At 63.9% G+C, this 24,622-nt stretch carries 19 protein-coding genes; 6 read left to right on the top strand and 13 right to left on the bottom strand.

The genetic code is table 11. The features are described from left to right. Positions 1 to 5: 5 nt before the first annotated feature. The 5 genes from nuoJ to nuoN all read left to right on the top strand — a co-directional run bounded on the left by nuoJ (position 6) and on the right by nuoN (position 5,875). The gene (gene nuoJ, locus I6L45_RS18055; protein ID WP_216982844.1) at positions 6 to 545 is read left to right on the top strand and encodes an NADH-quinone oxidoreductase subunit J; all 540 of its coding nucleotides are present in this window, start codon (positions 6 to 8) and stop codon (positions 543 to 545) included. A gap of 79 nt (positions 546 to 624) precedes the next feature. After that, the gene (gene nuoK / locus I6L45_RS18060) at positions 625 to 933 is read left to right on the top strand and encodes an NADH-quinone oxidoreductase subunit NuoK (RefSeq protein ID WP_010675036.1); all 309 of its coding nucleotides are present in this window, start codon (positions 625 to 627) and stop codon (positions 931 to 933) included. Continuing rightward, positions 930 to 2,777: an NADH-quinone oxidoreductase subunit L gene (gene nuoL / locus I6L45_RS18065; protein ID WP_216982845.1), complete on the top strand. Its 1,848-nt coding sequence runs from the start codon at positions 930 to 932 to the stop codon at positions 2,775 to 2,777. The genes nuoK and nuoL overlap by 4 nt, the downstream gene beginning before the upstream one ends. 73 nt (positions 2,778 to 2,850) lie before the next feature. Next, positions 2,851 to 4,368, top strand: a complete 1,518-nt coding sequence (gene nuoM / locus I6L45_RS18070; protein WP_216982846.1) for an NADH-quinone oxidoreductase subunit M — start codon at positions 2,851 to 2,853, stop codon at positions 4,366 to 4,368. A gap of 43 nt (positions 4,369 to 4,411) precedes the next feature. Then, positions 4,412 to 5,875: an NADH-quinone oxidoreductase subunit NuoN gene (gene nuoN / locus I6L45_RS18075; protein WP_134695018.1), complete on the top strand. Its 1,464-nt coding sequence runs from the start codon at positions 4,412 to 4,414 to the stop codon at positions 5,873 to 5,875. Positions 5,876 to 6,108: 233 nt separating this feature from the next. Here nuoN and purL read toward each other — a convergent pair whose 3' ends face one another. Continuing rightward, the gene (gene purL / locus I6L45_RS18080) at positions 6,109 to 10,002 is read right to left on the bottom strand and encodes a phosphoribosylformylglycinamidine synthase (protein ID WP_216982847.1); all 3,894 of its coding nucleotides are present in this window, start codon (positions 10,000 to 10,002) and stop codon (positions 6,109 to 6,111) included. A gap of 149 nt (positions 10,003 to 10,151) precedes the next feature. Between purL and mltF the strand changes: the two genes are divergently transcribed. Then, positions 10,152 to 11,645 carry a membrane-bound lytic murein transglycosylase MltF gene (mltF, locus tag I6L45_RS18085; protein ID WP_216982848.1) on the top strand — a complete coding sequence of 498 codons (1,494 nt, stop codon included), beginning with the start codon at positions 10,152 to 10,154 and terminating at the stop codon, positions 11,643 to 11,645. 322 nt (positions 11,646 to 11,967) lie between these two features. On the opposite strand, the gene I6L45_RS18090 is transcribed toward mltF, so the two are convergent. From I6L45_RS18090 to pepB (I6L45_RS18145), 12 genes are all read right to left on the bottom strand, one after another. Then, entirely contained in the window at positions 11,968 to 12,198 is a 231-nt protein-coding gene (locus I6L45_RS18090; protein WP_210549978.1) for a zinc ribbon domain-containing protein, read from the bottom strand. Between the two features lie 106 nt (positions 12,199 to 12,304). After that, the gene (der, locus tag I6L45_RS18095) at positions 12,305 to 13,801 is read right to left on the bottom strand and encodes a ribosome biogenesis GTPase Der (RefSeq protein WP_216982849.1); all 1,497 of its coding nucleotides are present in this window, start codon (positions 13,799 to 13,801) and stop codon (positions 12,305 to 12,307) included. Between the two features lie 73 nt (positions 13,802 to 13,874). Next, complete coding sequence (gene bamB, locus I6L45_RS18100) at positions 13,875 to 15,059, bottom strand: outer membrane protein assembly factor BamB (protein WP_134695014.1); 1,185 nt, start codon at positions 15,057 to 15,059, stop codon at positions 13,875 to 13,877. Beyond that, entirely contained in the window at positions 15,052 to 15,702 is a 651-nt protein-coding gene (locus I6L45_RS18105) for a tetratricopeptide repeat protein (RefSeq protein ID WP_043759927.1), read from the bottom strand. The genes bamB and I6L45_RS18105 overlap by 8 nt, the downstream gene beginning before the upstream one ends. 3 nt (positions 15,703 to 15,705) lie before the next feature. Next, positions 15,706 to 16,983, bottom strand: a complete 1,278-nt coding sequence (gene hisS, locus I6L45_RS18110) for a histidine--tRNA ligase (protein WP_210549976.1) — start codon at positions 16,981 to 16,983, stop codon at positions 15,706 to 15,708. Between the two features lie 153 nt (positions 16,984 to 17,136). Then, positions 17,137 to 18,267, bottom strand: coding sequence for a flavodoxin-dependent (E)-4-hydroxy-3-methylbut-2-enyl-diphosphate synthase (ispG, locus tag I6L45_RS18115; RefSeq protein WP_043759924.1), 1,131 nt, complete (start codon positions 18,265 to 18,267; stop codon positions 17,137 to 17,139). 10 nt (positions 18,268 to 18,277) lie between these two features. Continuing rightward, positions 18,278 to 19,213, bottom strand: coding sequence for a cytoskeleton protein RodZ (gene rodZ, locus I6L45_RS18120; protein WP_216982850.1), 936 nt, complete (start codon positions 19,211 to 19,213; stop codon positions 18,278 to 18,280). Then, positions 19,203 to 19,994, bottom strand: coding sequence for a PilW family type IVa pilus biogenesis/stability lipoprotein TapF (gene tapF, locus I6L45_RS18125; RefSeq protein ID WP_081843715.1), 792 nt, complete (start codon positions 19,992 to 19,994; stop codon positions 19,203 to 19,205). The genes rodZ and tapF overlap by 11 nt, the downstream gene beginning before the upstream one ends. 11 nt (positions 19,995 to 20,005) lie before the next feature. Continuing rightward, complete coding sequence (locus I6L45_RS18130) at positions 20,006 to 21,109, bottom strand: bifunctional tRNA (adenosine(37)-C2)-methyltransferase TrmG/ribosomal RNA large subunit methyltransferase RlmN (protein WP_043808070.1); 1,104 nt, start codon at positions 21,107 to 21,109, stop codon at positions 20,006 to 20,008. A 167-nt stretch (positions 21,110 to 21,276) separates the two neighbouring features. Then, complete coding sequence (ndk, locus tag I6L45_RS18135) at positions 21,277 to 21,705, bottom strand: nucleoside-diphosphate kinase (protein ID WP_043759893.1); 429 nt, start codon at positions 21,703 to 21,705, stop codon at positions 21,277 to 21,279. Between the two features lie 271 nt (positions 21,706 to 21,976). Further along, positions 21,977 to 23,269, bottom strand: a complete 1,293-nt coding sequence (gene pepB / locus I6L45_RS18140; RefSeq protein ID WP_216982851.1) for an aminopeptidase PepB — start codon at positions 23,267 to 23,269, stop codon at positions 21,977 to 21,979. Continuing rightward, complete coding sequence (gene pepB, locus I6L45_RS18145; protein ID WP_216982852.1) at positions 23,266 to 24,570, bottom strand: aminopeptidase PepB; 1,305 nt, start codon at positions 24,568 to 24,570, stop codon at positions 23,266 to 23,268. The genes pepB (I6L45_RS18140) and pepB (I6L45_RS18145) overlap by 4 nt, the downstream gene beginning before the upstream one ends. Positions 24,571 to 24,622 lie beyond the last annotated feature (52 nt).

Below are 24,622 nucleotides of genomic sequence, written 5' to 3' on the forward strand. Positions count from 1 at the left end.
CAATCATGGAACTGGCATTCTATGCCGCGGCCCTGGTCGCCGTTTACAGCACGCTGCGGGTGATCAGCACCAGCAACCCCATGCACGCGCTGCTCAATCTCATCATCTCCCTCATCGCCGTGGCCATGATCTTCTTCTGCCTGGGCGCCGCCTTCGCAGGGGCCCTGCAGGTGATCGTCTACGCCGGCGCCATCATGGTGCTGTTCGTGTTCGTGGTGATGATGCTGAACCTGGGCTCGGCCCAGGATCAGGAGAAGAAGTGGCTCACCCCCACCACCTGGGGCGGCCCCGCCCTGCTCTCCCTCGTCCTCTTGGGTTTCCTGGCCCAGGGCATCCTCGGGGTAACCGGCGGTGAGCTGGGTCAGACCGACGTCAGCGCCAAGGAGGTCGGCATCGCCCTGTTCGGCCCCTACGTGCTGGCGGTGGAGCTCGCCTCCATCCTGCTGCTGGCGGGCCTGGTCACCGCCTATCACCTGGGCCGCGAGGACAAGAGCGGGGAAGTGCTCTCCGTGCCCCGCACCACACAAGAAGGAGGTCAGCAATGAGCGGCATTCCCATGGTGATGCATGGCCTGCTGCCGGCGGCCTGCCCCCTTTCCATCCAGCAAGCACAAGGAGAATGGCGATGAGTGGAATACCCATGGAGCACGGCCTCCTGCTGGCGGCCATCCTGTTCGCCATCGGCCTGTGTGGCTTGCTGATACGCCGCAACCTGCTGTTTATCCTCATGAGTATCGAGATCATGATGAATGCGTCCGCCCTGGCGTTCGTGGTGGCGGGTAGCCGCTGGGCCCAGGCCGACGGCCAGATCATGTACATACTGGTGATTTCTCTGGCGGCAGCGGAGGCCAGTATCGGCCTCGCCCTGTTACTGCTGCTCTATCGTCGTTACCACACCCTGAACGTGGACACTGTGAGCGAGATGCGCGGATGAGCCTCCTATACCTGACTTTTCTGTTCCCCCTGTTGGGATGGCTGCTGCTGGCCTTCTCCCTCGGCCGCCTCGGTGAGCGCACCTCGGCGCTCATCGGCGTCGGCAGCATAGGCCTGTCGGCCCTGACCACTGCCTGGGTCGGGTTCGACTTCCTCAATCACCAGCCGGAAGGCGGCGTCTATACCCAGACCCTGTGGCAGTGGATGACGGTGGGCGAGTTCCAGCCCGCCTTCCGCCTCTCCCTGGACGGGCTGTCGCTGACCATGCTGGGGGTGGTGACCGGGGTTGGCTTCTTCATCCACCTGTTCGCCTCCTGGTACATGCGCGGGGAAGAGGGTTATTCCCGCTTCTTCACCTACACCAACCTCTTCATCGCCAGCATGCTGTTCCTGGTGCTGGCAGACGATCTGCTGTTCGTCTACCTGGGGTGGGAAGGGGTGGGCCTGTGCAGCTACCTGCTGATCGGCTTCTACTACCGCAACCCCGCCAACGGGGCGGCCGCCCTCAAGGCGTTCGTGGTGACCCGGGTCGGTGACGTCTTCCTAGCCATCGGTCTGTTCGTGCTCTACCGCGAGCTCGGCACCCTCAACATCCACGAGCTGCTGGTGCGGGCCCCGGCCATGTTTGCCGACGGCTCCCCTGCCCTGTCGTTCGCCTGCCTGATGCTGCTCGGCGGCGCGGTCGGCAAGTCCGCCCAGCTGCCGCTGCAGACCTGGCTGGCGGATGCCATGGCGGGTCCGACCCCGGTCTCGGCGTTGATCCACGCGGCCACCATGGTGACGGCGGGGGTATACCTCATCGCCCGTACCCACGGTCTCTTCCTGCTCGCCCCCGAGATCCTGCATCTGGTGGCCGTCGTAGGTGCCGTGACCCTGGTGCTGGCAGGCTTCGCCGCCCTGGTGCAGACCGACATCAAGCGGATCCTGGCCTACTCCACCATGAGCCAGATCGGCTACATGTTCCTGGCCCTGGGGGTCGGTGCCTGGGAAGGGGCCATCTTCCACCTGATGACCCACGCCTTCTTCAAGGCGCTCTTGTTCCTCTCCGCCGGGGCCGTGATCAATGCGACCCACCACGAGCAGAACATCTTCAAGATGGGGGGCCTTCGCAAGAGTCTGCCCCTGGTCTACGCCTGCTTCCTGGTGGGGGGCTCGGCGCTCGCCGCGCTGCCGCTGGTGACCGCCGGCTTCTACAGCAAGGACGCCATCCTCTGGCAAGTGCAGGCCAGCGGCCAGAGCGCCCTGCTGTGGGCGGGCCTGGGCGGGGCCTTCCTGACCTCCCTCTACACCTTCCGCCTCATCTTCATCGCCTTCCACGGCAAGGCGCAGACCGAGGCTCACGCCGGTCACGGCCTGGCCCACCAGCTGCCGCTGCTGGTGCTGCTGGTGCTCTCCACCGGTGTGGGTGCCCTCATCGTGCCGCCCCTGGCCGGTGTGCTGCCGGCGGGCCCGGGGGATCAGATCGAGGAGGGTCGCCATGCCCTGGAGATCCTCTCCGGCCTCATCGCCGTGGCAGGCATCGCGTTGGCCGCCTTCCTGTTCCTGGGCGAACGCCGTCTGGTGAAGGGAGTCGCCGAGAGCGGGCCTGGCCGTCTGCTGGGTACCCTCTGGTTCAACGCCTGGGGCTTTGACTGGCTCTATGACCTGCTCTGGGTCAAGCCCTACCTGCTGGCCACCCGGCTGCTCGGCAAGGACCCGCTGGACCGATTGATGAATCTGCCCGCCGTGCTGGCACAAGCCGGCCACCAGCTGCTGGCATGGACCGTCTCCGGCAAGCTGCGCTGGTATGCCGCCTCCATGGGGATGGGTGCCGCCCTGATCCTGGCCCTGCTGCTGCTCGGTTGATCCCATGGCATGTCAATTTCACGCAGGCCTGCGGGCCTGCACAACGACCAGAACATAGACGAGAGCTGATATCGTGACCTTACTCTGGATCTTGTTAATACCCTTCATCGGCGGCTTGCTCTGCTGGCAGATGGAGCGACTCGGTGGCCAGTTCGTCCGCTGGGTGGCCCTCGCCTCCATGAGCGCCTGCCTGGTGCTCTCCAGCGCCATCTGGCTCGGCGGTGACTTCACCCTGGCCAGCCCCGGCCTGCCCGTCTGGGCGGCAGAGTGGCAACAGCCCTGGATCCCCCGCTTCGGCATCTCCCTGCATCTGGCGGTGGACGGCCTGTCGCTCCTGATGGTGATGCTCACCAGCTTCATCGGCGTGCTGGCCATCCTCTGTTCCTGGAAGGAGATCGTGCAGCGCATCGGCTTCTTCCACCTGAACCTGCTGTGGATCCTGGGGGGCGTACTCGGCGTCTTCATGGCGGTGGACCTGTTCCTCTTCTTCTTCTTCTGGGAGATGATGCTGGTCCCCATGTACTTCCTGATCGCGCTCTGGGGCCACTCGGTCACCGACGGCAAGTCGCGCATCAACGCCGCCACCAAGTTCTTCATCTACACCCAGGCGAGCGGCCTCATCATGCTGGTGGCCATCCTGGGCCTGGTGCTGACCCACCACGCCGCCACTGGCGTCTTCACCTTCAACTATCAGGAGCTGCTGAACACCCCCATGAGCAACACGGTACAGTGGCTGCTGATGCTGGGCTTCTTCATCGCCTTCGCGGTCAAGATGCCCCTGGTGCCCCTGCACGGCTGGCTGCCTGACGCCCACAGCCAGGCGCCCACCGCAGGTTCCGTGGATCTCGCTGGCATCCTGCTCAAAACCGCCGCCTACGGCCTGCTGCGCTTCACCCTGCCGCTCTTCCCCGAGGCCTCCGCCGAGTTCGCTCCCTACGCCATGGGCCTCGGCCTCATCGGCATCGTCTACGGCGCCCTACTGGCGTTCGCCCAGACCGACATCAAGCGGCTGGTAGCCTACACCAGCATCTCCCACATGGGCTTCGTGATGATCGCCATCTATTCCGGCAGCGAGCTCGCCCTGCAGGGTGCCGTGGTGCAGATGATCGCCCACGGTCTCTCCGCCGCCGGCCTCTTCATCCTGTGCGGCCAGCTCTACGAGCGCCTGCACACCCGGGACCTGCGCCAGATGGGCGGCCTCTGGGGACGCCTGCGCTACCTGCCCGGCGTCATGCTGTTCTTCTCTGTGGCCTCCCTCGGGATGCCGGGCACCGGCAACTTCGTCGGCGAGTTCCTGATCCTCATCGGCAGCTTCCAGGTGGCCCCCATCATGACCGTCATCGCCACCTTCGGCCTGGTGCTGGCATCGGTCTACTCCCTCATCATGTTGCAGCGCGCCTGCTTCGGTACCCCCAAGGAGGAGAGCGTGCTCAAGGGGCTGGACAAGCGGGAACTGGCCATGATGCTGACCATCGCCGGCCTCCTGGTGCTGCTCGGCCTCTATCCCCAGCCGGTGCTGGATACCGCCAGCAGCAGCCTGCTGAGCGTGCTGCACTGGTATGCGCTGCCAGACACGGGAGCGCTGCAATGATGCTTTCTCTTTCGCCTTCCATGTCCATGTCGGGAGCCCTGTCATGACGTTTACTGCTTCTCAACTGCTGGCCTTGCTGCCCCTGCTGCTGACCACAGGGGCCATGGTGGCCCTGATGCTGGCCATCGCCTGGAAGCGCTGCGACGACACCGCCTTCACGGTGACCATTGCCGGCCTCAACCTCGCGCTCTTCTCCCTGCCCGTCGTGATGGCCCAGGGGGATCAGGGGGTCACGCCCCTGCTGCAAGTGGACAGCTATGCGGTCTTCTACATGGGGCTGGTGCTCATCGGTGCCCTGGCCACCTGCACCTTCGGCCGCACCTGGCTCAAGGGCTACCCGGACAACCGGGAAGAGTTCTACCTGCTGCTGCTCATCGCCACTGCCGGTGGTCTGGTGCTGGCGGGCTCCCGCCATCTCGCGTCGCTGTTTATCGGGATCGAGATGCTGACCCTGCCCATGTTCGGCCTGGTGGGCTATGCCTATCGCGAGCGCCACTCGCTGGAGGCCAGCATCAAGTACATGGTGCTCTCCGCCAGCGCCACTGCCTTCCTGCTGTTCGGCATGGCGCTGCTTTATGCCCAGGCGGGGAGCCTCAGCTTCAGCGATCTCGGCCTGACCCTGGCCCAGAGCCCGGCCCACCACCCGCTGTTGATGGGGGGCTTCGGCCTGATGCTGGTAGGCTTCGCCTTCAAGCTGTCCCTCGCCCCCTTCCACCTCTGGACCCCGGACGTCTACGAAGGGGCCCCTGCACCTGTGGCCACCTTCCTCGCCACCGTGAGCAAGATCGCCGTGTTCTGCGTGCTGCTGCGCTTCTACCTGGCGGTGCCGGCCACCTCGGATCCCATGATCCACTGGCTGCTGGCGGCCATGGCGGTCATCTCCATCGTGGTCGGCAACCTCCTGGCGCTGATCCAGACCAACATCAAGCGGATGATGGGTTACTCCTCCATCTCCCACTTCGGCTATCTGCTGGCGGTGGTGGTGGCGAGTCGCCTCGGCGAGATGCCGGTGGAAGCGGCCGGCGTCTATCTGCTGATGTATCTGTTCACCAGCCTGGGGGCCTTCGGCGTCATCAGCATGATGTCCAGCCCCTATCGCGGCAAGGATGCGGACTCCCTGCACAGCTACCGCGGCCTGTTCTGGAAACGCCCCTATCTGACGGCGGTGATGACGGTGATGATGCTCTCCCTGGCGGGCATCCCCATGACCCTCGGCTTCATCGGCAAGTTCTACCTCATCGGCGTCACCGTGGATGCCAAGCTGTGGTGGCTCAGTGGCGCCATCGTGCTCGGCAGTGCCCTGGGTCTCTACTACTACCTGCGGGTCATGGTCACCCTCTACCTGCGCGAGCCCGGCATGCAACTGCGCGATGCCACGGCCGACTGGGCCTTCTCCTCCGGGGGCCTGGTGGTGCTGCTCTCCGCCATCCTGGTGGTAGCGCTCGGCATCTATCCCCAGCCCGTCATCAGCCTGGTGCAGGGCTTCCAGCACGTGGTGCTGCGCTAGGAACTCGCCCTCCAGGAAAAAACCGGCCCCCGTGGCCGGTTTTTTTATCTCCCGGGGGCAGCCCGGATCAGGGTGCCAGCCCCCTCCCCCCTTAGCCCGCTTCCCGTATTGCTCTGAGCACTGTGCGTCTGCCTCCGGCCATCGGCTCACAGAATTGAAGAGTGCCCCACCCGCCCATAAAAAAAACCGGCCACGGGGGCCGGTTCTGATTCGGAGCTCAAGTACGCGCGGGATTAACCCAGGCGAACCCGAGCATTGCGGAACATGCGCATCCAGGCGCCATCCTCGCCCCAGTTGTCCGGGTGCCAGGAGTTCGCCACGGTGCGGAACACCCGCTCCGGGTGCGGCATCATGATGGTGGCGCGACCATCCGTGGTGGTCACCGCAGTGATGCCCGCCGGTGCGCCGTTCGGGTTGGCCGGGTACTGCTCGGTCACGTTGCCGCGGTTGTCCACGAAACGCAGACCCACCAGACCGCTCTGTTGCAGCGCATCCAGGTGAGCGCCGTCGCGCACTTCCACGCGCCCTTCCCCGTGGGAGACGGCAATCGGCATCACGGAGCCCGCCATGCCGGCGAAGAAGGCGGACGGGGAGTCCTGCACTTCCACCAGGCTGAAGCGCGCCTCGAAGCGCTCGGAGCGGTTGCGCACGAAGCGCGGCCAGAGATCGGCCCCCGGGATCAGGGTGCGCAGGTTGGACATCATCTGACAGCCGTTGCACACGCCCAAGGAGAGGGTATCGCCGCGCTCGAAGAAGCGCTGGAACTGCTCGCGGGCGTTGTCGTTGAACAGGATGGACTTGGCCCAGCCCTCGCCCGCCCCCAGCACGTCACCGTAGGAGAAGCCGCCACAGGCCACCAGGGTCTGGAACTCCTCCAGCTTGATGCGGCCACTGAGGATGTCGCTCATGTGCACGTCGACCGCGGCAAAGCCGGCGCGGTCGAACGCCGCCGCCATCTCCACGTGGGAGTTGACCCCCTGCTCGCGCAGCACCGCCAGACGGGGGGAGACCCCGCGGGCGATGTAGGGCGCGGCCACGTCCTCGGACGGGTTGTAGGTCAGTCTGGCCTGCAGGCCCGGATCGGTGGCGTCCTGGCGCGCGGCGTGCTCCTGATCCGCGCACTCCGGGTTGTCACGCAGGCGCTGCATCTGCCAGCTGGTCTCGCCCCAGATGGTGCGAAGGGCGGTGCGGCTCGCGCGGTACACCTCGGTGCCGGCACGCTGGAACAGGATGAGGTCGTCTTCGCGCACCGTGCCCAGCACGTGGGAGCAGGCGGCCAGGCCGTGGCCGGCCAGCAGGGTCAGCACCGCTTCCTTGTCGTCGCGGCGCACCTGGATGACGGCACCCAGCTCCTCGTTGAACAGGGCCGGCAGCAGGTCACCACCCACGCGGTCGAGCTGGATGTCGAGGCCGCAGTGACCGGCAAACGCCATCTCGGTCAGGGTGACGAAGAGACCACCGTCGGAGCGGTCGTGGTAGGCGATCAGCTTGCGATCCGCCACCAGCGCCTGGATGGCGTTGAAGAAGCCCTTGAGCTGGACCGGGTTGTCCAGATCCGGGGCACTTTGCCCCAGCTGGCGGTAGACCTGGGCCAGGGCGGAGGCGCCGAGGCGCTGCTTGCCGTTGCCAAGGTCGATGAGGATGAGGTCGGTCTCACCGAGATCGGTGCGCAGCTGCGGGGTCACTGTGTTGCGCACGTCCTCGACCCGGGCAAAGGCGGAGATGAGCAGGGAGAGCGGCGAGGTGACGCTGCGCTCTTCCCCGTCCTGCTGCCAGCGGGTCTTCATGGACATGGAGTCCTTGCCCACCGGGATGGTGATGCCAAGGGCCGGGCAGAGCTCCTCGCCCACCGCCTTGACCGCCTCGTAGAGACCCGCATCTTCCCCCGGGTGACCGGCGGCAGACATCCAGTTGGCGGAGAGCTTGACCCGCTTGAGCGACCCGATGTGGGCCGGCGCCAGGTTGGTCAGGGCCTCGGCCACCGCCATACGGGCGGAGGCCGCGTGAGAGAGCAGCGCCACCGGGGTGCGCTCGCCCATGGACATGGCTTCGCCGTGATAGCTGTCGTAGGTGGCGGCGGTGACGGCGCAATCGGCCACCGGGATCTGCCAGGGGCCGACCATCTGGTCGCGGTTAACGAGGCCCGTCACCGAGCGATCGCCGATGGTGATGAGGAAGGACTTCTCCGCCACGGTCGGCAGACGCAGCACGCGCTCGGCGGCGTCGCTCAAGGTGATGCCGTCCAGTTGCAGCGCCTTGCCCTGGGCGGGCAGGCTCTGCACGTCGCGGTGCATCTTGGGCGCCTTGCCGAGCAGCACGTCGAGCGGCAGATCGATGGGCTGGTTGTCGAAGTGTGCATCGGACAGGGTCAGGTGCTTTTCTTCGGTGGCGGTGCCGATGACGGCATAAGGGGCGCGTTCACGCTCGCACAGGGCCTTGAACAGGGGCAGCTTGTCCTGGGCCACGGCCAGCACGTAACGCTCCTGGGACTCGTTGCACCAGACTTCCAGCGGGCTCATGCCCGGCTCGTCGTTCGGGATGGCGCGCAAATCGAAGCGACCACCGCGATCGCCGTCGCTCACCAGCTCCGGCATGGCGTTGGAGAGGCCACCGGCCCCCACATCGTGGATGAAGACGATGGGGTTCTCATCCCCCAACTGCCAGCAGCGGTCGATCACTTCCTGACAGCGGCGCTCCATCTCGGGGTTGTCCCGCTGCACGGAGGCAAAATCGAGATCCTCGGCAGACTGGCCGGAAGCCATGCTTGATGCTGCGCCGCCCCCCAGACCGATGTTCATGGCCGGGCCCCCCAGCACGATGAGGGCCGCGCCCACGGGGATCTCCCCCTTCTGGACGTGCTCGGAGCGGATGTTGCCGATGCCGCCCGCCAGCATGATGGGCTTGTGGTAGCCGCGCACCTCGACGCCGTTGTGGCTCGGCACCTGCTCTTCGAAGGTGCGGAAGTAACCGAGAATGGCCGGACGACCGAACTCGTTGTTGAAGGCGGCGCCGCCGAGCGGGCCTTCCTGCATGATGTCGAAGGCGCTGACAATGCGGCTCGGCTTGCCGAAATTCTGCTCCCAGGGCTGCTCGAAGCCGGGGATGCGCAGGTTGGAGACGGAGAAGCCGACCAGGCCCGCCTTGGGCTTGGCGCCACGGCCTGTCGCGCCCTCGTCGCGGATTTCGCCGCCGGAGCCGGTGGCCGCCCCCGGGAACGGGGAGATGGCGGTCGGGTGGTTGTGGGTCTCCACCTTCATCAGGATGTCGACGCGCTCCTGGTGATACTGGTATTCGCCGCTGGCGGGGCTCGGGAAGAAGCGACCCCCCTGACTCCCTTCCATCACGGCGGCGTTGTCTTTATAGGCAGACAGGACATGATCTGGCGTCTGCTCGAAGGTGTTCTTGATCATCTTGAACAGCGACTTGGGCTGCTGCTCACCGTCGATGGTCCAGTCGGCGTTGAAGATCTTGTGACGGCAGTGCTCGGAGTTCGCCTGGGCAAACATGTAGAGCTCGATGTCGTTGGGGTTGCGACCAAGTCGGGTGAAGTTCGTCACCAGATAGTCGATTTCGTCGTCCGCCAGGGCCAGACCCAGGGCCACGTTGGCCTCGACCAGAGCGGCGCGACCGCCACCCAGCACGTCCACCTGGGTAAAGGGACGGGGCTCGTGGTGGGCAAACAGGGCGGCGGCCTCGTTCATCTCGCCGAACACCACTTCCATCATGCGATCGTGCAGCAGGGCAGCCACATCGGCGCGCTGGGCAACGCTCAGCTCACCCTTGGCCTGCACGTAATAGGCAATGCCGCGCTCCAGCCGCTTGACCTGTTTCAGGCCGCAGTTGTGGGCGATGTCGGTTGCTTTGGAAGACCAGGGGGAGATAGTGCCGGGGCGGGGGGTAACGAGGAACAGCTGACCGCTGGGGGTGTGTTCCGGGATGGTCGGGCCGTAGCGCAGCAGCTGGCCCAAGGTCGCTCGCTCCGGGGGCGACAGCGGGCTCGTCAGCTCGGCAAAATGCACGTATTCGGCATAGACGCTTGCTATCTCTACTCCTCTCTGTGCGCAGCTCTGCAGCAGCTTGTGGACACGAAACTCAGACAGTGCTGGGGCACCACGCAAGATTTCCATATACCTTTCTCACCAAGTTTTAGAGTGTGGGGGGATTTGAGACGCGCGTATTATAGGGATCAGCCCCAGCACGAACAAACGTTTTTCTCATCTCCCACGATGTGACTCCCTCCGGACTCTCTGGTATAAAGGGGCCTCTCTTTTGACAAATGCCGATTTTTTCAACAAGGGTACTCACCTACTTGCGCTGCATTTTTCGACTGTTTATCGGGATGATGTTGACGCTGGCCCTGGCCGGTTGCGACTTCCATACCCCCTCCAGCCAGCTGGAACAGATCCGCCAACGGGGCGAGATCCGGGTCGGCACCCTCTATGGCCCCACCTCCTACTACCAGCGTGATGACGTCGCCCAGGGCTTCGACTATGAACTGGCGCAGCTCTACGCCGACTGGCTGGGGGTCAAGCTGACCATAGTGCCGGCCTACAGCACCGCCGAGCTGGTCGAACAGCTACAAAAGGGCAAGCTGGATCTCGCCGCCGCCGCCATCGTCGTGACCCCGGAGCGGCGCAAGCTGTTTCGCTTCGGCCCCGGCTTCTACCAGGTCTCTCCCAAGCTGGTCTACCGCAACGGTTCTCCCAGGCCCAAAGGGCTGGGGGACATCAAGGGCAGCATCGTGGTGCCGGCGGGCTCCACCGGCGAGGATCTGATGAGGGAGCTGGCCAAGCAGTACCCCAACCTCAACTGGCGCACCAACCGGGACGCGGACGTGGAGGAGCTGCTCAAGCAGGTGGCCGACGGCGAGGTGGACTACACCGTGGTGCAGGACACCATCTTGGCCCGTACCCAACGCTACTATCCCGAGCTCACCGAGGGGCTGACCCTGGCCAGCAAGCAGACCGTGGCCTGGGCCATGACCAAGGTGCCCGATGACAGCCTCTACGCCAGCATCATCGACTTCTTCGGCCAGCGCTTCATGGATGGCGCCATCGCCAAGCTGGACGAGAAGTACTTCGGCCACGTGCAGAACTTCGATTTCGTCGACACCCGCACCTTCCTCAAGCGTGCCAAGAGCCTGCTGCCCAAGTACCAGGCGATGTTCCAGACCCACGCCCGAGAGATAGACTGGCGGCTGCTGGCCGCCATCAGCTATCAGGAGTCCCACTGGGACCCCCAGGCCCGCTCCTACACCGGGGTGCGCGGCATGATGATGCTGACCGAGCCCACCGCCAAGGCGATGGGGATCAGCGACCGGACCCATCCGGAGGAGAGCATCAAGGGCGGTGCCCGCTATCTGGAGGAGATGATGGATAAGGTGCCGGACTCGGTGCCGGCGGACGAGAAGGTGTGGTTCGCCCTCACCGCCTACAACATCGGCTACGGCCACATGATGGATGCGCGACGCCTGACCAAGCAGCTTGGCAAGAATCCGGATGCCTGGAGCGACGTCAAGGAGGTGCTGCCCCTGCTGCAACAGGCACGCTGGCATCGCAAGGTGCGCTACGGCTATGCCCGTGGCGGCGAGGCGCGCAACTATGTCAACAACGTGCGCCAGTACTACCAGAGTCTGCTCTGGCTCGACAACGAACAGCAGAAGGCCCACCGCCGCGAGGAGCTGGATGAGGACGACAGCAGCGAACCGGCCGCCCCGATGGAGCGTCCCGCCATCATCGCCGAGGTGGTCAAGCAGATCATCACCCCCTAGCCCTGGGGGTGTGTTTTCCCAGCAGATTCTCTGTTAACATCCAACCAGATCCGAGGGACGCGAGTCTGGCTTATTGCAATGTATTCATCACGTTGCACTACCTGCCCAGCCGCCCTTCGGCCGAGGAGACCAGGGAGGAGAACAAGATGCGAGCACGCAGAAGAGCCATGTTGGCCCGAAAGACCAAATGTGCCTGGAGCCCGAGACGCAAGCTCAAGCTGGCCGACACCAAGCGCAAGATATGGCACAGAAACCGCTCCTTCACGCTGCTGATAGCGGAGCACACAGTATAAACCCGGCATCCGCCGGGTTTTTTATTGCCTCACTCCGGCGCCGCCACCGCCTCGAACTGCACGGTGCGCTTGGAGACCAGGGTGTTGCAGTGATTGCAGAAGTAATCCACCGCGCCACAGGCCCTAAGCCGCTCCAGCCCCTGCCCGCAGGTCGGGCACAGGGCCCGGATGCGATAGCGGGTCTGGCACTGGCTGCAGCGCGTCTCGTCGCCACGGCTGTCCAGTTCGACCTGACAGGCCGGACACAAGGGTGCACTCATACTCGACTCCTCTCAAAGTGAATGTGCGCTGGGTGGGCCCACCACGCATTCCCCTCCTCCATCGACTCCAATAAAAACGGCTGCCGGTGAGGGCAGCCGCCTGGCCTTATTTCTTCGTCTTGGCCTTGAGCAGACGCTTGCGCTGGCGCTCCTGGCTCAGGGTCAGGGTGTTCTTCCTGCCCTCGAACGGGTTGACCGACTCCTGGAACTCGACCCGGATCGGGGTACCCATGATCTTCAACGACTTGCGGAAGTAGTTGATGAGATAGCGCTTGTACGAATCCGGCAGATCGTTCAGCTGGTTGCCGTGGATCACGATGCGCGGCGGGTTGTAGCCACCGGCGTGGGCATACTTCAGCTTGACCCGGCGACCGTTCACCATGGGCGGCTGGTGATCTTCCTGGGCCATCTGCATGATGCGGGTCAGCATGGCGGTGCTGGTACGACGGGTGGCGGACTCGTAGGCCTCGTTGATGGACTCGAACAGGTGGCCGACACCGCTGCCGTGCAGGGCTGAGATGAAGTGAACGCGGGCGAAGTCGATGAAGCCCAGACGACGGTCCAGCTCGTTCTTGACGTCCTCTTTCACCTTCTGATCCAGGCCGTCCCACTTGTTCACCACCAGCACCACGGAGCGGCCGCTGTTGAGCACGAAGCCGAGGATGCTCAAGTCCTGATCCGTGATGGTCTCGCGGGCATCGATCACCAGCAGGCAGACGTTGGCGTCCTCGATGGCCTTCAGGGTCTTGATGACGGAGAACTTCTCCACCGTCTCGTGCACCTTGCCGCGACGACGCACGCCGGCGGTGTCGATGACCACGTATTTCTGTTCATCGCGCTCCATCGGGATGTAGACGGAGTCACGGGTGGTGCCCGGCATGTCATAGACGATGACGCGATCTTCACCCAGCATGCGGTTGGTCAGGGTGGACTTGCCGACGTTGGGGCGACCGACGATGGCAAACTTGATGGGCAGATCGGCGAACGGGGTCTCCTTGGTGTCCTCACGGGTATCCAGCTCGCCGCTGGCTACCAGGCGCAGCAGGGCCTCTTCGTCGAAGTCCTCCTCTTCTTCCTGCACCTCTTCGCCAGTGGCCGCACCGACCAGCTCTTCCAGGTGGGGAGCCAGAGCCAGCTCCAGCAGGCTCAGTACGCCACGGCCGTGGGCCGCCGCCATCTGGTAGACCTCGCCCAGGGCCAGGCCGTAGAACTCGGAGACCGCGGAATCACCGTCGATGCCGTCGGTCTTGTTGGCCACAAGAAACACCTTCTTGTGGGTCTTGCGCAGGTGCTCGGCGATGGCCTGATCCGCGGCGGTCAAGCCGGCCCGCGCATCCACCATGAAGAGCACCACGTCCGCCTCTTCGATGGCCAGCAGGGACTGCTCGGCCATCTTCAGCTCGATCCCCTCCTCGGTGCCATCGATACCGCCGGTATCGACCACGATAAATTCCAGCTCGCCCAGCTTCGCCTGGCCGTATTTGCGGTCCCGGGTCAGGCCGGGGAAGTCGGCAACCAGGGCATCCCGGGTACGGGTCAGGCGGTTGAACAGGGTGGATTTCCCCACGTTGGGGCGGCCCACCAGGGCTACTACAGGAGTCATAAAAGCCTCATTCTCAAGACGACAAAGGCTCCGGGTCCGAAGACCAGGAGCCGGATATTCCAATTTCGGGCGATCAGGGACGCTTGATGGCGTACAGCTTGCCGCCCCGGCTCTGCACATACAGGGTGTCGCCGTCCACCAGGGGCGCGGCATACAGACCACTGCTGTCGAGCTGCTGCATGGCCTTGATGGACCCGTCGGTCCGATCCAGCCAGTACAGGTAACCTTCCACATCGCCGACTACCACATAGTCACCCAGGATGACGGGGGCAGTCACGGTGCGGTTTTCCAGCTGGGTGTTGGACCACAGCTCGAGGCCATTGCGACGGTCGACCGCAAACAGGTGGCTGCGGCTGTCGGTCAATACGATGGCATTGCCGGTCACCGCCATGTCGCGGTAGCCGGAGTATTTGCGCTTCCACACCTCGTCGCCGCTCATCAGCTTGCGGGCCATCAGCTGACCATTGTAGGCGATGGCATAGAGCTCATCACCGGCGATGAGGGGAGTGGCGTCCACGTCCACCATGCGATCCAGTTCGGTGGCACCGCGCGGGTCGGCCACCTTGGACTGGCGCACCGGCTGGCCGTTGCTGAGCAGGGCGATGCCCACCTTGCCGTCGGCACGGCCGTAGAGTACGGCGCCGTTGGTGATGATGGGGGCACCGGCACTGCGCAGGGTCAGGGGGGGCTGCTCTTCGGACAGGCTCCACTGCAGCTTGCCCTCGTCGGTGTCGAGCGCCACCAGGCGACCCGAGGTAGTCAGCACCACCACACGGCCATCCTCGACGGCGGGGCTCGCCACCACTTCACCGGGCACAGTCGTCTGCCACAGCACTTCCCCGTTTGCCTCGTTCAGGGCGTAGACCACCCCGTTCTCGGACCCCAGGAACAGCTTGCCATAGCGGGAGACCAGACCGCCGGAGAGGCGGGCGCTGCGCTTGTCGGCGTTGACTGGCAGATCAGCCAGATCCACGCTCCACAGCTCCTTGCCGCTCTCGCGATCGAAGGCGGTCACGTCACCGTCCCGGGCCGCGGCATAGATGTGATCCTCTTCCACCACCGGCTTGAGCTGGGAGTAGAAGTCGCCGATGCCATCGCCCACCGAGGAGGACCAGGCGGTGTCGGCGGTGAACGCAGACTCCACCGTGGGCAACGGGGCCATGGGGTTGAGATCTTCGTCGGAACTGAACAGGGAGCACCCCTGCAGGGCCAGGGAGACGGCCGCTCCCAGCACCACTCGCTTGTAGAGATTACGCATCCGGAGCCTCGCCCGTAGTCACCGCTGGCAGCGCCAGATCGTCCATCTTCAACTTGAGTTCGCTGCTCGACTGCAGACCGCCGGCATCCGCCGCCGCCTGGTAAGCATCCCGCGCCTCTTCCGCCTTGCCCTGCTTGTGCAGGATGTCGCCGCGTACTTCGGCAACCTGGGCCTTGAAGGCGTCGTTGCTGATCTTGCCAAGCTGGGCCAGCGCTTCATCGGCCTTGCCCTGATCGTTCAGGACACGGGCCAGGCGCAGGCCGGCGATGGGCTTGATGCTGTCGTCCCCGCTGCTGGCCACCTGGGTCAGCTGCTCGGCCGCCAGATCCAGCTTGCCTGCCTTGACGGCAGCCGCCGCCAGTTGCAGGGCGGCCAGTTCCGCATAGGCATCGCCCTTGTGGGCGGTGATGAAGCTCTTCGCCTGTTCCAGGGCGGCGTCGTCACCCTTGGCGAGCTGGGCAGTCATCTCGTTGTAAGCCTGGGAGGCGGCTTCCTGGTTGCCCTGCTGCATCTCGTTGTAATAACGCCAGCCGAAGAGACCGACCAGACCGATCACCGTCCCTGCGATGACCGAGGTGCCGTTCTCTTTCCACCAGTTCTTGATGACCTCAACCTGTTGTTCTTCAGTGGTATACACTTCCACAGCTTACTCTCCTTTAGCTGCCAGCAGGGCGATGGCGGCATCGACCGAGACGGTCTGTTGCTCGGCCTGGCCACGCAGATATTTGATGGTGATCTCGCCGCTTTGCGCCTCGGTCTCGCCGAGGATCAGGGCAATGGCCGCACCGCTCTTGTCGGCACGCTTGAGTTGTTTCTTGAAGTTGCCGCCGCCGCAGTGGCTCATCAGGCGCAGGTCAGGCAGCGCATCGCGCAGCCGCTCGGCCAAGGCAAAGCCGGCCTGCTCGGTCCCCTCGCCCACCATGCAGAGGTAAACATCCACCGCCGGGCGGATGTCGGCATTGAGCTCCAGGGTCTCCAGCATCAGCACCAGACGCTCCATGCCCATGGCGAAGCCCACGGCCGGGGTCGGCTGGCCGCCAAGCTGCTCCACCAGGCCGTCGTAGCGGCCACCGGCACAGACGGTGCCCTGGGCACCTAGGCTGTTGGTGACCCACTCGAACACGGTGAGGTTGTAGTAGTCGAGGCCGCGAACCAGGCGCTCGTTCACTTCAAACTGGATGCCGGCGGCGGTGAGCAGGCGCTTGAGCCCCTCGAAGTGGGCCAGGCTCTCTTCGCCCAGGTGGTCGAACAGGCGCGGCGCGCCCACCAGAATGGCCTGGACCTTCTCGTCCTTGGAATCCAGCACCCGCAGCGGGTTGCTGTACATGCGGCGCTGGCTCTCTTCGTCCAGCTCGCTCTTGTATTGCTCCAGATAGGCTACCAGGGCATCGCGATAGGCGGCGCGCTCGGCACTCTGACCAAGGGTGTTGAGCTGCAGGGTGACGTGATCCTGGATGCCGAACAGGCGCCACAGGCGATGGGTCAGCATGATGAGCTCGGCGTCGATGTCCGGACCGTTGATGCCAAACAGCTCGACACCAAACTGGTGGAACTGGCGATAACGACCCTTCTGGGGACGCTCGTGGCGGAACATGGGGCCCATGTACCACATCCGGCGTTCCTGGTTGTAAAGCAGACCGTGCTCGATGCCGGCCCGCACGCAGCTGGCGGTCCCTTCCGGACGCAGGCTCAGGCTATCGCCGTTGCGGTCTTCAAAGGTGTACATCTCTTTTTCGACCACGTCGGTCACTTCACCGATGGCGCGCTTGAACAGATGGGTCTGCTCGACGATGGGCATGCGCACTTCGCTGTAGCCATAGCTGGCGACGACCTGGCGCAGGATCTGTTCCACTTTCTGCCATACCGGGCTCTGCTCCGGCAGGCAATCATTCATACCGCGAATCGCTTGGATCTGTTTTGCCACGTTGATACTCGAGAAAAAGAGGTAAAATTTGGCCGCATTATAGGGATTTTCGACCCCGAGGTAAAATCGGGCGCCCGGATGCGGGATGTAAAATCAATAACCTAAAGCCGGGGCCACCCCAGGTGGCCCCGCTCTGGTTGAACCCTCAGGGGTTCAACCCTTGTCTATCTGGATCTGGTTGGCCGGATCCAGCATGGCGGCCCGGGCGCGGATGCGTCGCTCCAGGGTCGGCACGAGATCCTTGTTGTCGAGCCGGTCGACCCGCTGGCCCCCTTCGTAGAAGGCGCTCTTGTTGGCGGCGCCCGCAAGGCCCAGATCGGAGACCAGCGCCTCCCCCGGACCGTTCACCACGCAGCCAATGATGGAGACATCCATCGGCGTGATGATGTCCTCCAGCCGCTCTTCCAGGGCATTGACGGTGCCGATGACGTCGAACTCCTGGCGGGAGCAGGAGGGACAGGCGATGAAGTTGATGCCGCGGGAACGGATGCGCAGGGATTTCAGGATATCGAAGCCCACCTTCACCTCTTCCACCGGATCGGCGGCTAGGGAGATGCGCAGGGTGTCACCGATCCCTTCGCTCAGCAGCATGCCGAGGCCGATGGCGGACTTGACTGCGCCGGCGCGAAAACCGCCCGCCTCCGTGATGCCCAGATGCAGCGGCTGATCGATCTGTTTGGCCAGCAGGCGGTAGGCGCCGACCGCCAGGAAGACGTCGGACGCCTTGACGCTCACCTTGAAGTTGTCGAAGTTGAGGCGATCCAGGTAGTCCACGTGGCGCATGGCCGATTCCAGCAGGGCTTCCGGGGTGGGTTCCCCGTATTTTTCCTGCAGGTCCCGCTCCAGGGAGCCGCCATTCACCCCGATGCGGATCGGGATGTTGTAGTGGCGGGCGCAGTCGACCACGGCGCGCACCCGCTCTTCGTTGCCGATGTTGCCCGGGTTGATGCGCAGGCAGTCGGCACCGTACTCGGCCACTTTCAGGGCGATGCGGTAGTCGAAGTGGATGTCGGCGACGATGGGGATGCGGGTCTGCTGCTTGATGAGCTTGAACGCTTCCGCCGCCTCCATGGTGGGCACCGACACCCGGACGATGTCTGCCCCCACCCGCTCGATCCGCTGGATCTGCTCGACGGTGGCGGCCACGTCCGTGGTCTTGGTGTTGGTCATGGTCTGCACCGTGATGGGGGCATCGCCCCCAACCGGTACATTACCGACCATGATCTGCCTGGATTTGCGACGAATGATGGGAGATTCGTGTGCGGGCTTTTCGTGAACAGACATGGCGGACTGATTACTCCTGCGGCAGTGAGAAGCGGGCAGTCCGGCCGTTGTTGTAACGGCTCATGTCGAAGGACTTGCCCTGGTATTCGAGATTGACCGCCATGGGCGCGCCAATGATGAATTTGAGTGGCTCGGGTCCTTCCAGCACAAGCTCGTCGTTCGCCTTCTTCAGCCCGCTGAACAGGGTCTTGCCGTTGGCATCCTTCACATCCAGCCAGCAGTCGGCGGTGAAGCTCATCTTGAGCTGCGGCGCCTTGGCCGGTTCGGCAGTCTCATCCTGGGCAGGTGACTCGGTCGCCACGGCGGCAGAGGCATCGGTCGATACAGCGGCGCTCGGCTCGGCCACCACGGCCGGCACGGTCGCGGCGGCATCGCTCACGACAGGCGCGGTCGAGACGGCCTCGGAGACCGCGGGCAGAACGGGCGCGGCGACGTCGACATCCACCTCGGACGGCACGGCGGCGCTGGGGGTACTCTCGGTGCTGCTTATCTCGGTGGCGGCCAGAGCCTCCTCACCGGCGGAGCGGCGCGCCGTGCTCTGCCACCACCAGGCGACGGAGAGACCGATCAACACCAGGATCACCAGCCAGGTCATCACCTTCAGGCGGCTGTCATTGGCCTGCTGACGGGAGCGGCGGGAGAAGCTCTGCATGTCGATGTTGTCGGGGGGGGTCAACCCCAGCTTGTCGTAGGCGGCGAGGATGGTCTCCTCGGGAATGCCGACCAGCTTGGCATAGGCGCGCAGATAGCCGCGAATGAAGGTATGGGACGTATGCTTGTCGTAGGTATCCGCTTCGATGGCGGCGATCAGGGTCAGACGAAGGTGAATGCGGGACGCAACCTGTTCTCGCGTCCAGCCGAGCTGTTCACGGGCATTGCGCAGCAGCTGGCCTGGGCCCGCTGCCTGGGAGTCGTCTTGGAAATCGTGTGGCTGTTCAGTAGTCATTGGCTAAGTAACGCTTGGCTTGTTGCGAAGTGGGATATTGCCTTACCAGCTCAGTCCCGAATTGGTGAAGTAATGCCGGTTTGTCCATGGCCTGGGCCAGCCGCAGCCGGAGCCAGAGGCTCTCCTCGTTTTCCTCTGCCACTTCGGCAAAGCGCACGAGGTAAGACTGGACGTCAGGCAGCTTGCCATCTTTCATGGAAAGCTCCGCCATGTCCAGCAATAACCTAGGATTGCGGGGATTATACCCCAAGGCCAGACGATAGTACTCGCCAGCCTTATCATTTCTGTGATTTTGCATCGAGCAGAGCGCCGCATTCTCGTAGGTATCGGCGATCTTGACGTAATCGGGCTGACTCACCGCCTGCATGAAAGCCTTGTCCGCCTCGTCGAAGCGGCCGCGGTTGCAGAGGAAGGCGCCATAGTTGTTCATCGCGTCAGCATTGGACGGATCCATGGCCAGCGCTTTCTTGTAGTTCACCTCGGCCGCCTTGAAATCCGACACCTGCTGGTAGAAGTAGGCAAAACCGATGTAAACCTGAGGATTATTGGGATCGTACTGGAGGGCCCGGTCAAGGTTGAACTTCGCCTGTTCGGCATTGCCCTGACGCAGGTATTGGATCCCCAGATCGAGGCGAGTCTGGGCGGCGGCCTTGAGGTCGGGACCCACTTCACGCTGGGTCGAATTCTGGCCAGCGTAAGTGGTCTCTGTCACACAGCCTGGCAGCGCACTGAGCGCTGCCACTACGATCAATGTACGGATATCCATTTCCTGTCTATACAATGGCTTAGGAGTTAAACCATTTTGACGGAAATCCCATCCTGTTGCATCCGATTTTTCATGGTGCGCTTGGTACGGTCGATTACCTCCCCCACCAGCTGGCCACAGGCGGCATCGATGTCGTCCCCGCGGGTCTTGCGCACGATGACGGTCAGACCATATTCCATCAGCACCTTGGAGAAGCGGTCGATGCGGCTGTTGCTCGGCTTGCCAAACGGGTTGCCCGGGAAGGGGTTGAACGGGATCAAGTTGATCTTGCAAGGGGTTTCCTTGAGGACCTTGGCCAGCTCATGGGCATGCTGCATGTCGTCATTGATATGATCGAGCAGCACATATTCCACGGTGACCCGACCGCCGTTGGCGTTGGATTTAGCCAGATAGCGGCGAACCCCGGCAAGGAAGGACTCGATGTTGTACTTGTCGTTGATCGGCATGATCTCGGAGCGAAGCTGGTCGTTCGGTGCGTGCAGGGAGATGGCCAGGGCCACGTCGATCTGGTCCCCCAGCATGTCCAGTGCAGGTACCACGCCGGAGGTGGAGAGGGTGACGCGACGCTTGGAGATGCTGAAGCCGAAGTCGTCCATCATCAGCTTCATGGCCGGCACCACGTTGGCGAGGTTGAGCAGCGGCTCGCCCATGCCCATCATCACCACGTTGGTGATGGGACGCTTGCCACCGACGACCTTGGCGGCGCGCCACACCTGACCGATGATCTCGGAGACCTTCAGGTTGCGGTTGAAGCCTTGCTGGGCAGTGGAGCAGAAGGTACAGGCCAGGGCGCAGCCCACCTGGGAGGAGACGCACAGGGTCGCGCGATCCGCTTCCGGGATGTAGACGGTCTCGACCTCCTGATCTCCCACCTGCAGGGCCCACTTGATGGTGCCGTCTGCGGAGCGCTGCTCGCGGCTGATTTCGGGGGCACGGATCTCGGCGATGGCCTTGAGGCGCTCGCGCAGCGCCTTGTTGACGTTGCTCATCTGATCGAAATCATCACAACCAAAGTGATAGATCCACTTCATTATCTGATCGGCCCGGAACGGCTTCTCGCCCAATTCGACGAAGAAGGCACGCATGGCATCCCGATCGAGATCCAGCAGGTTGGTTTTCATTTCGCTCATCAAGGGCCTCAGCTCACACACTTCATAAATTATCGGCTGACCTACGTCAGGGGGCGGCATTGTACAAATAATGGGTCCGGCTTTCCACCTGGAGAATAAATGGATATTGACCGAATGACCAAAAAACAAAAGGGAGCCGAGGCTCCCTTGGGCATCACCAGACAACATCAGCCGCGCGGGCAGATCTCGTCGTCGGAGAAGAAGTAGGCGATCTCGCGGGCGGCAGAGGCCGGGGCGTCGGAGCCGTGAACGGCGTTGCGATCGATGCTCTCGGCGTAGCAGGAACGCAGGGTACCGGCCAGGGCTTCTTTCGGGTTGGTGGCGCCCATGATTTCACGGTGACGGCGGATGGCGTCTTCCCCTTCCAGCACTTGCACCATGACGGGACCGGAGGTCATGAAGCCGACCAGACCGTCATAAAACGGCTTGCCCTGGTGCTCGGCGTAGAAACCGGCGGCCTGTTCGCTGGTCAGGTGCAGCATCTTGGCAGCAACCACTTTCAGACCGGCGCTCTCGAAGCGAGCATAAATGGCACCAATCAGGTTCTTGCTGACCGCGTCCGGTTTGACGATAGAGAAGGTACGTTCGATAGCCATTGAGTTCTTTCCTTAACTACAGAGGTTTATTGTAGGAATCCATTTTTCGGCGGCGATTATACGTAAACAAAGCGCGAAACAACACACAAAAAATCAACTTTTTGTTAAACAAAAGATTCCTTGAAACAACATGGTGACTCATCTTGTGCCATGGGGGTAAGAAAAAATGTGCGCTTGCGCACGATTGCCTTGCTAATGCCCTGAAACCCTATCAATTGCTCAGCAAAGCAGCACGGTCGAAAAGGGCACCCCGGGGTGCCCTTTCGCGTTATCAGATCGCCGAACGTGTCTCCGTCAGCAGGGCGTGCGCTATGGTACGCATCCCCAGGGTGTTGGCCCCCGGCGCCCAGAGACTGTCACCGTTCTCGTTGAAGCAGGCAGCCAGATCCACGTGCAACCACCCCCTCCCCTCGTTGGGCACGAAGCGGGAGAGGAAGCCCGCCGCGTTGGAGGCACCACCCGGGCCACCCCCCGGCACCGGACGGCTGTTGGCGGTGTCGGCGTAGTGGGACGGGCACTGGTGGCGATGCCAGGGTTCCAGCGGCAGGGGCCAGGCCGGCTCCTGCTCCGCATCCGAGTACGCCATGGCGCGGCTCACCAGCCCCTTGTCGAGGCCGAACAGGGCGTTGTAGCGCCCACCCAGCGCCATCACGGCCGCCCCCGTCAGGGTGGCCGCGTCGATGATGAGGGGCGCACCGGATTCGCCGGCCAGCTGCAGGCCATCGGCCAGCACCAGGCGACCCTCGGCATCGGTGTTGACTATCTCCACCGTGGTGCCGTTCTTGTAGGTGAGGATGTCGCCCAGCTTGTAGGCATGACCGGAGACCAGGTTCTCGGCGCAGCAGAGGATGAGCTTCACCCGCTTGTCTAACCCGCGCAATATGGCCAGCGCCAGGGCGCCCGTCACGATGGCGGCGCCCCCCATGTCGTGCTTCATGGTCAGCATGCCCTGGGAGGTCTTCATGGAGTAGCCGCCGGAGTCGAAGGTGATCCCCTTGCCCACCAGTGCGGCCGCCACCGGCGCCTTGGGATCCTTGCTGGGGTTGAAATCCAGCTCCAGCATCACGGGCTCGCGATCGCTGCCACGGCCGACCTGATAGAGGCCGACCCAACCCGCCTGCTGCAGCGCCTCTCCCTTGAGGATGCGATGGCTGATACGATCCGGTGCCAGCTCGGTGAGGAAGGCTGCCGCCTCCACCGCCAGCTCTAGCGGTCCCAGCTGCTCCGGCGTGGCATTGGTCATCTCCCGCACCCAGCGCCCGCAGAGCCAGCGCGCCTCCAGCTCCTCCCTGTCCTCCTCGGACGAGGTGGCCCACTGCAGGGCCACTTCCGCCTTGGGCGTCTGCAGCCCCTGGGCGAAGGCCCACTGCTGCTCCCGTTCCCAGTGACCGGCCAGGACCACCTGCTGGATCCCCTGGCTACACAGGCGACGCGCCGCCTGCTGGATGTCCAGCAAGGGGGTAGAGGTCACCAGGTGGATCACCATGCCATCGGCGCGATGGGAGAGCAGTGCCCCCTCCCCCCACTCGGCCGGCGCAAACTCTCGGCTCAGCCAGACGTTCATGCGCCCACCTCCTGCAACCAGCGCGCTATGGTTCTCAGACCGTGGCCCTTGGCGCCGGTCGCCCAGAGATCGTTGCCGGACTTCTGATAGGAGGCGGCCAGATCCAGGTGCACCCAGCCTTTACCTTCGTCACGCACGAAACGGGACAGGAAGGCGGCCGCCGTGGTGGCACCGGCGGTGCCTTCGGCGGAGGCCACGTTCCCCAGCTCGGCAAAGGCGGAGGTGAGCTGGCCCGCGTGCCAGGGCTCCAGCGGCAGGGCCCAGGCCTGCTCGTTTTCGGCCTTGGCGGCGGCCAGCGCACGCACCTGCTCGGACTCATCGAGGGCGAACACGGCGTTGTAGTCGCGACCCAGCGCCGTCTTGGCGGCGCCGGTCAGGGTAGCGGCATCGAGGATGTAGGCGGCCCCGCTTTCGCTCGCGGCCAGCAGGCCGTCTGCCAGCACCAGACGACCTTCCGCATCGGTGTTCTGGATCTCCACCGTGATGCCATTGCGATAGGTGAGGATGTCGCCAAGCTTGAAGGCGTGGCCGGAGACCAGGTTCTCGGCGCAGCAGAGGATGAGTTTGACCCGCTGCTTGAGGCCACGGCTGATGGCCAGTGCCAGGGCGCCGGTCACCATGGCAGCACCGCCCATGTCGGACTTCATCGGCAGCATGTTGTCGGAGGACTTCATGGAGTAGCCGCCGGAATCGAAGGTGATCCCCTTGCCCACCAGGGCTGCCAGCACGGGGGCGTTGGCATCTCCGGTCGGGTTGTAGTCGAGTTCGAGCAGCACGGGTTCGCGCTCGCTGCCGCGGCCCACCGACCAGATCCCGATGTGCCCGGATTCACGCAGCGCCTCACCGGCGGTGATGCGGGCGCTCACCTTGTCGCCGCCCAGGCTGCGGATCAGCAGCAGCGCGGACTCCGCCAGGCTCATGGGATAGATCTCCTCCGGGCAGCCGTTGGTCACCTCGCGCACCCAGCGGGCCGCCTTGAGCAGGGCCGCCAGCTCGCCAGCTTCCTTGTCGCTCTGCTCGCCGAAGTCCATTTCGCGCACACCCTTGGCGGCGTAGAAACCCTGGGAAAACGCGTAACGGCGCTCCAGATCCCAGCCCTCGCCCACCAGTCTGACGCGCTTGATGCCGCTGGACTCGAGGCGTCTGGCCCCGCGCTGGATGGTGCGCAGCGCCTCTTTCTCCTGGCTACCGGCCCCAAGGTGGAGATGGGCCTCGTCGCCATTGAAACTGAGCAGGGCACCCTCGCCCCAGTGGGGAGCGGCCGCCTGGGAGGACAACCGTACGTTCATCATGTCAGCCATGTTCTCTTGCTTCCTTGTTATTGGCACTTTCATCTACGAATAGGGAAATCGC

Source organism: Aeromonas sp. FDAARGOS 1415 (genome assembly GCF_019048365.1).
GTDB lineage: Bacteria > Pseudomonadota > Gammaproteobacteria > Enterobacterales > Aeromonadaceae > Aeromonas > Aeromonas taiwanensis.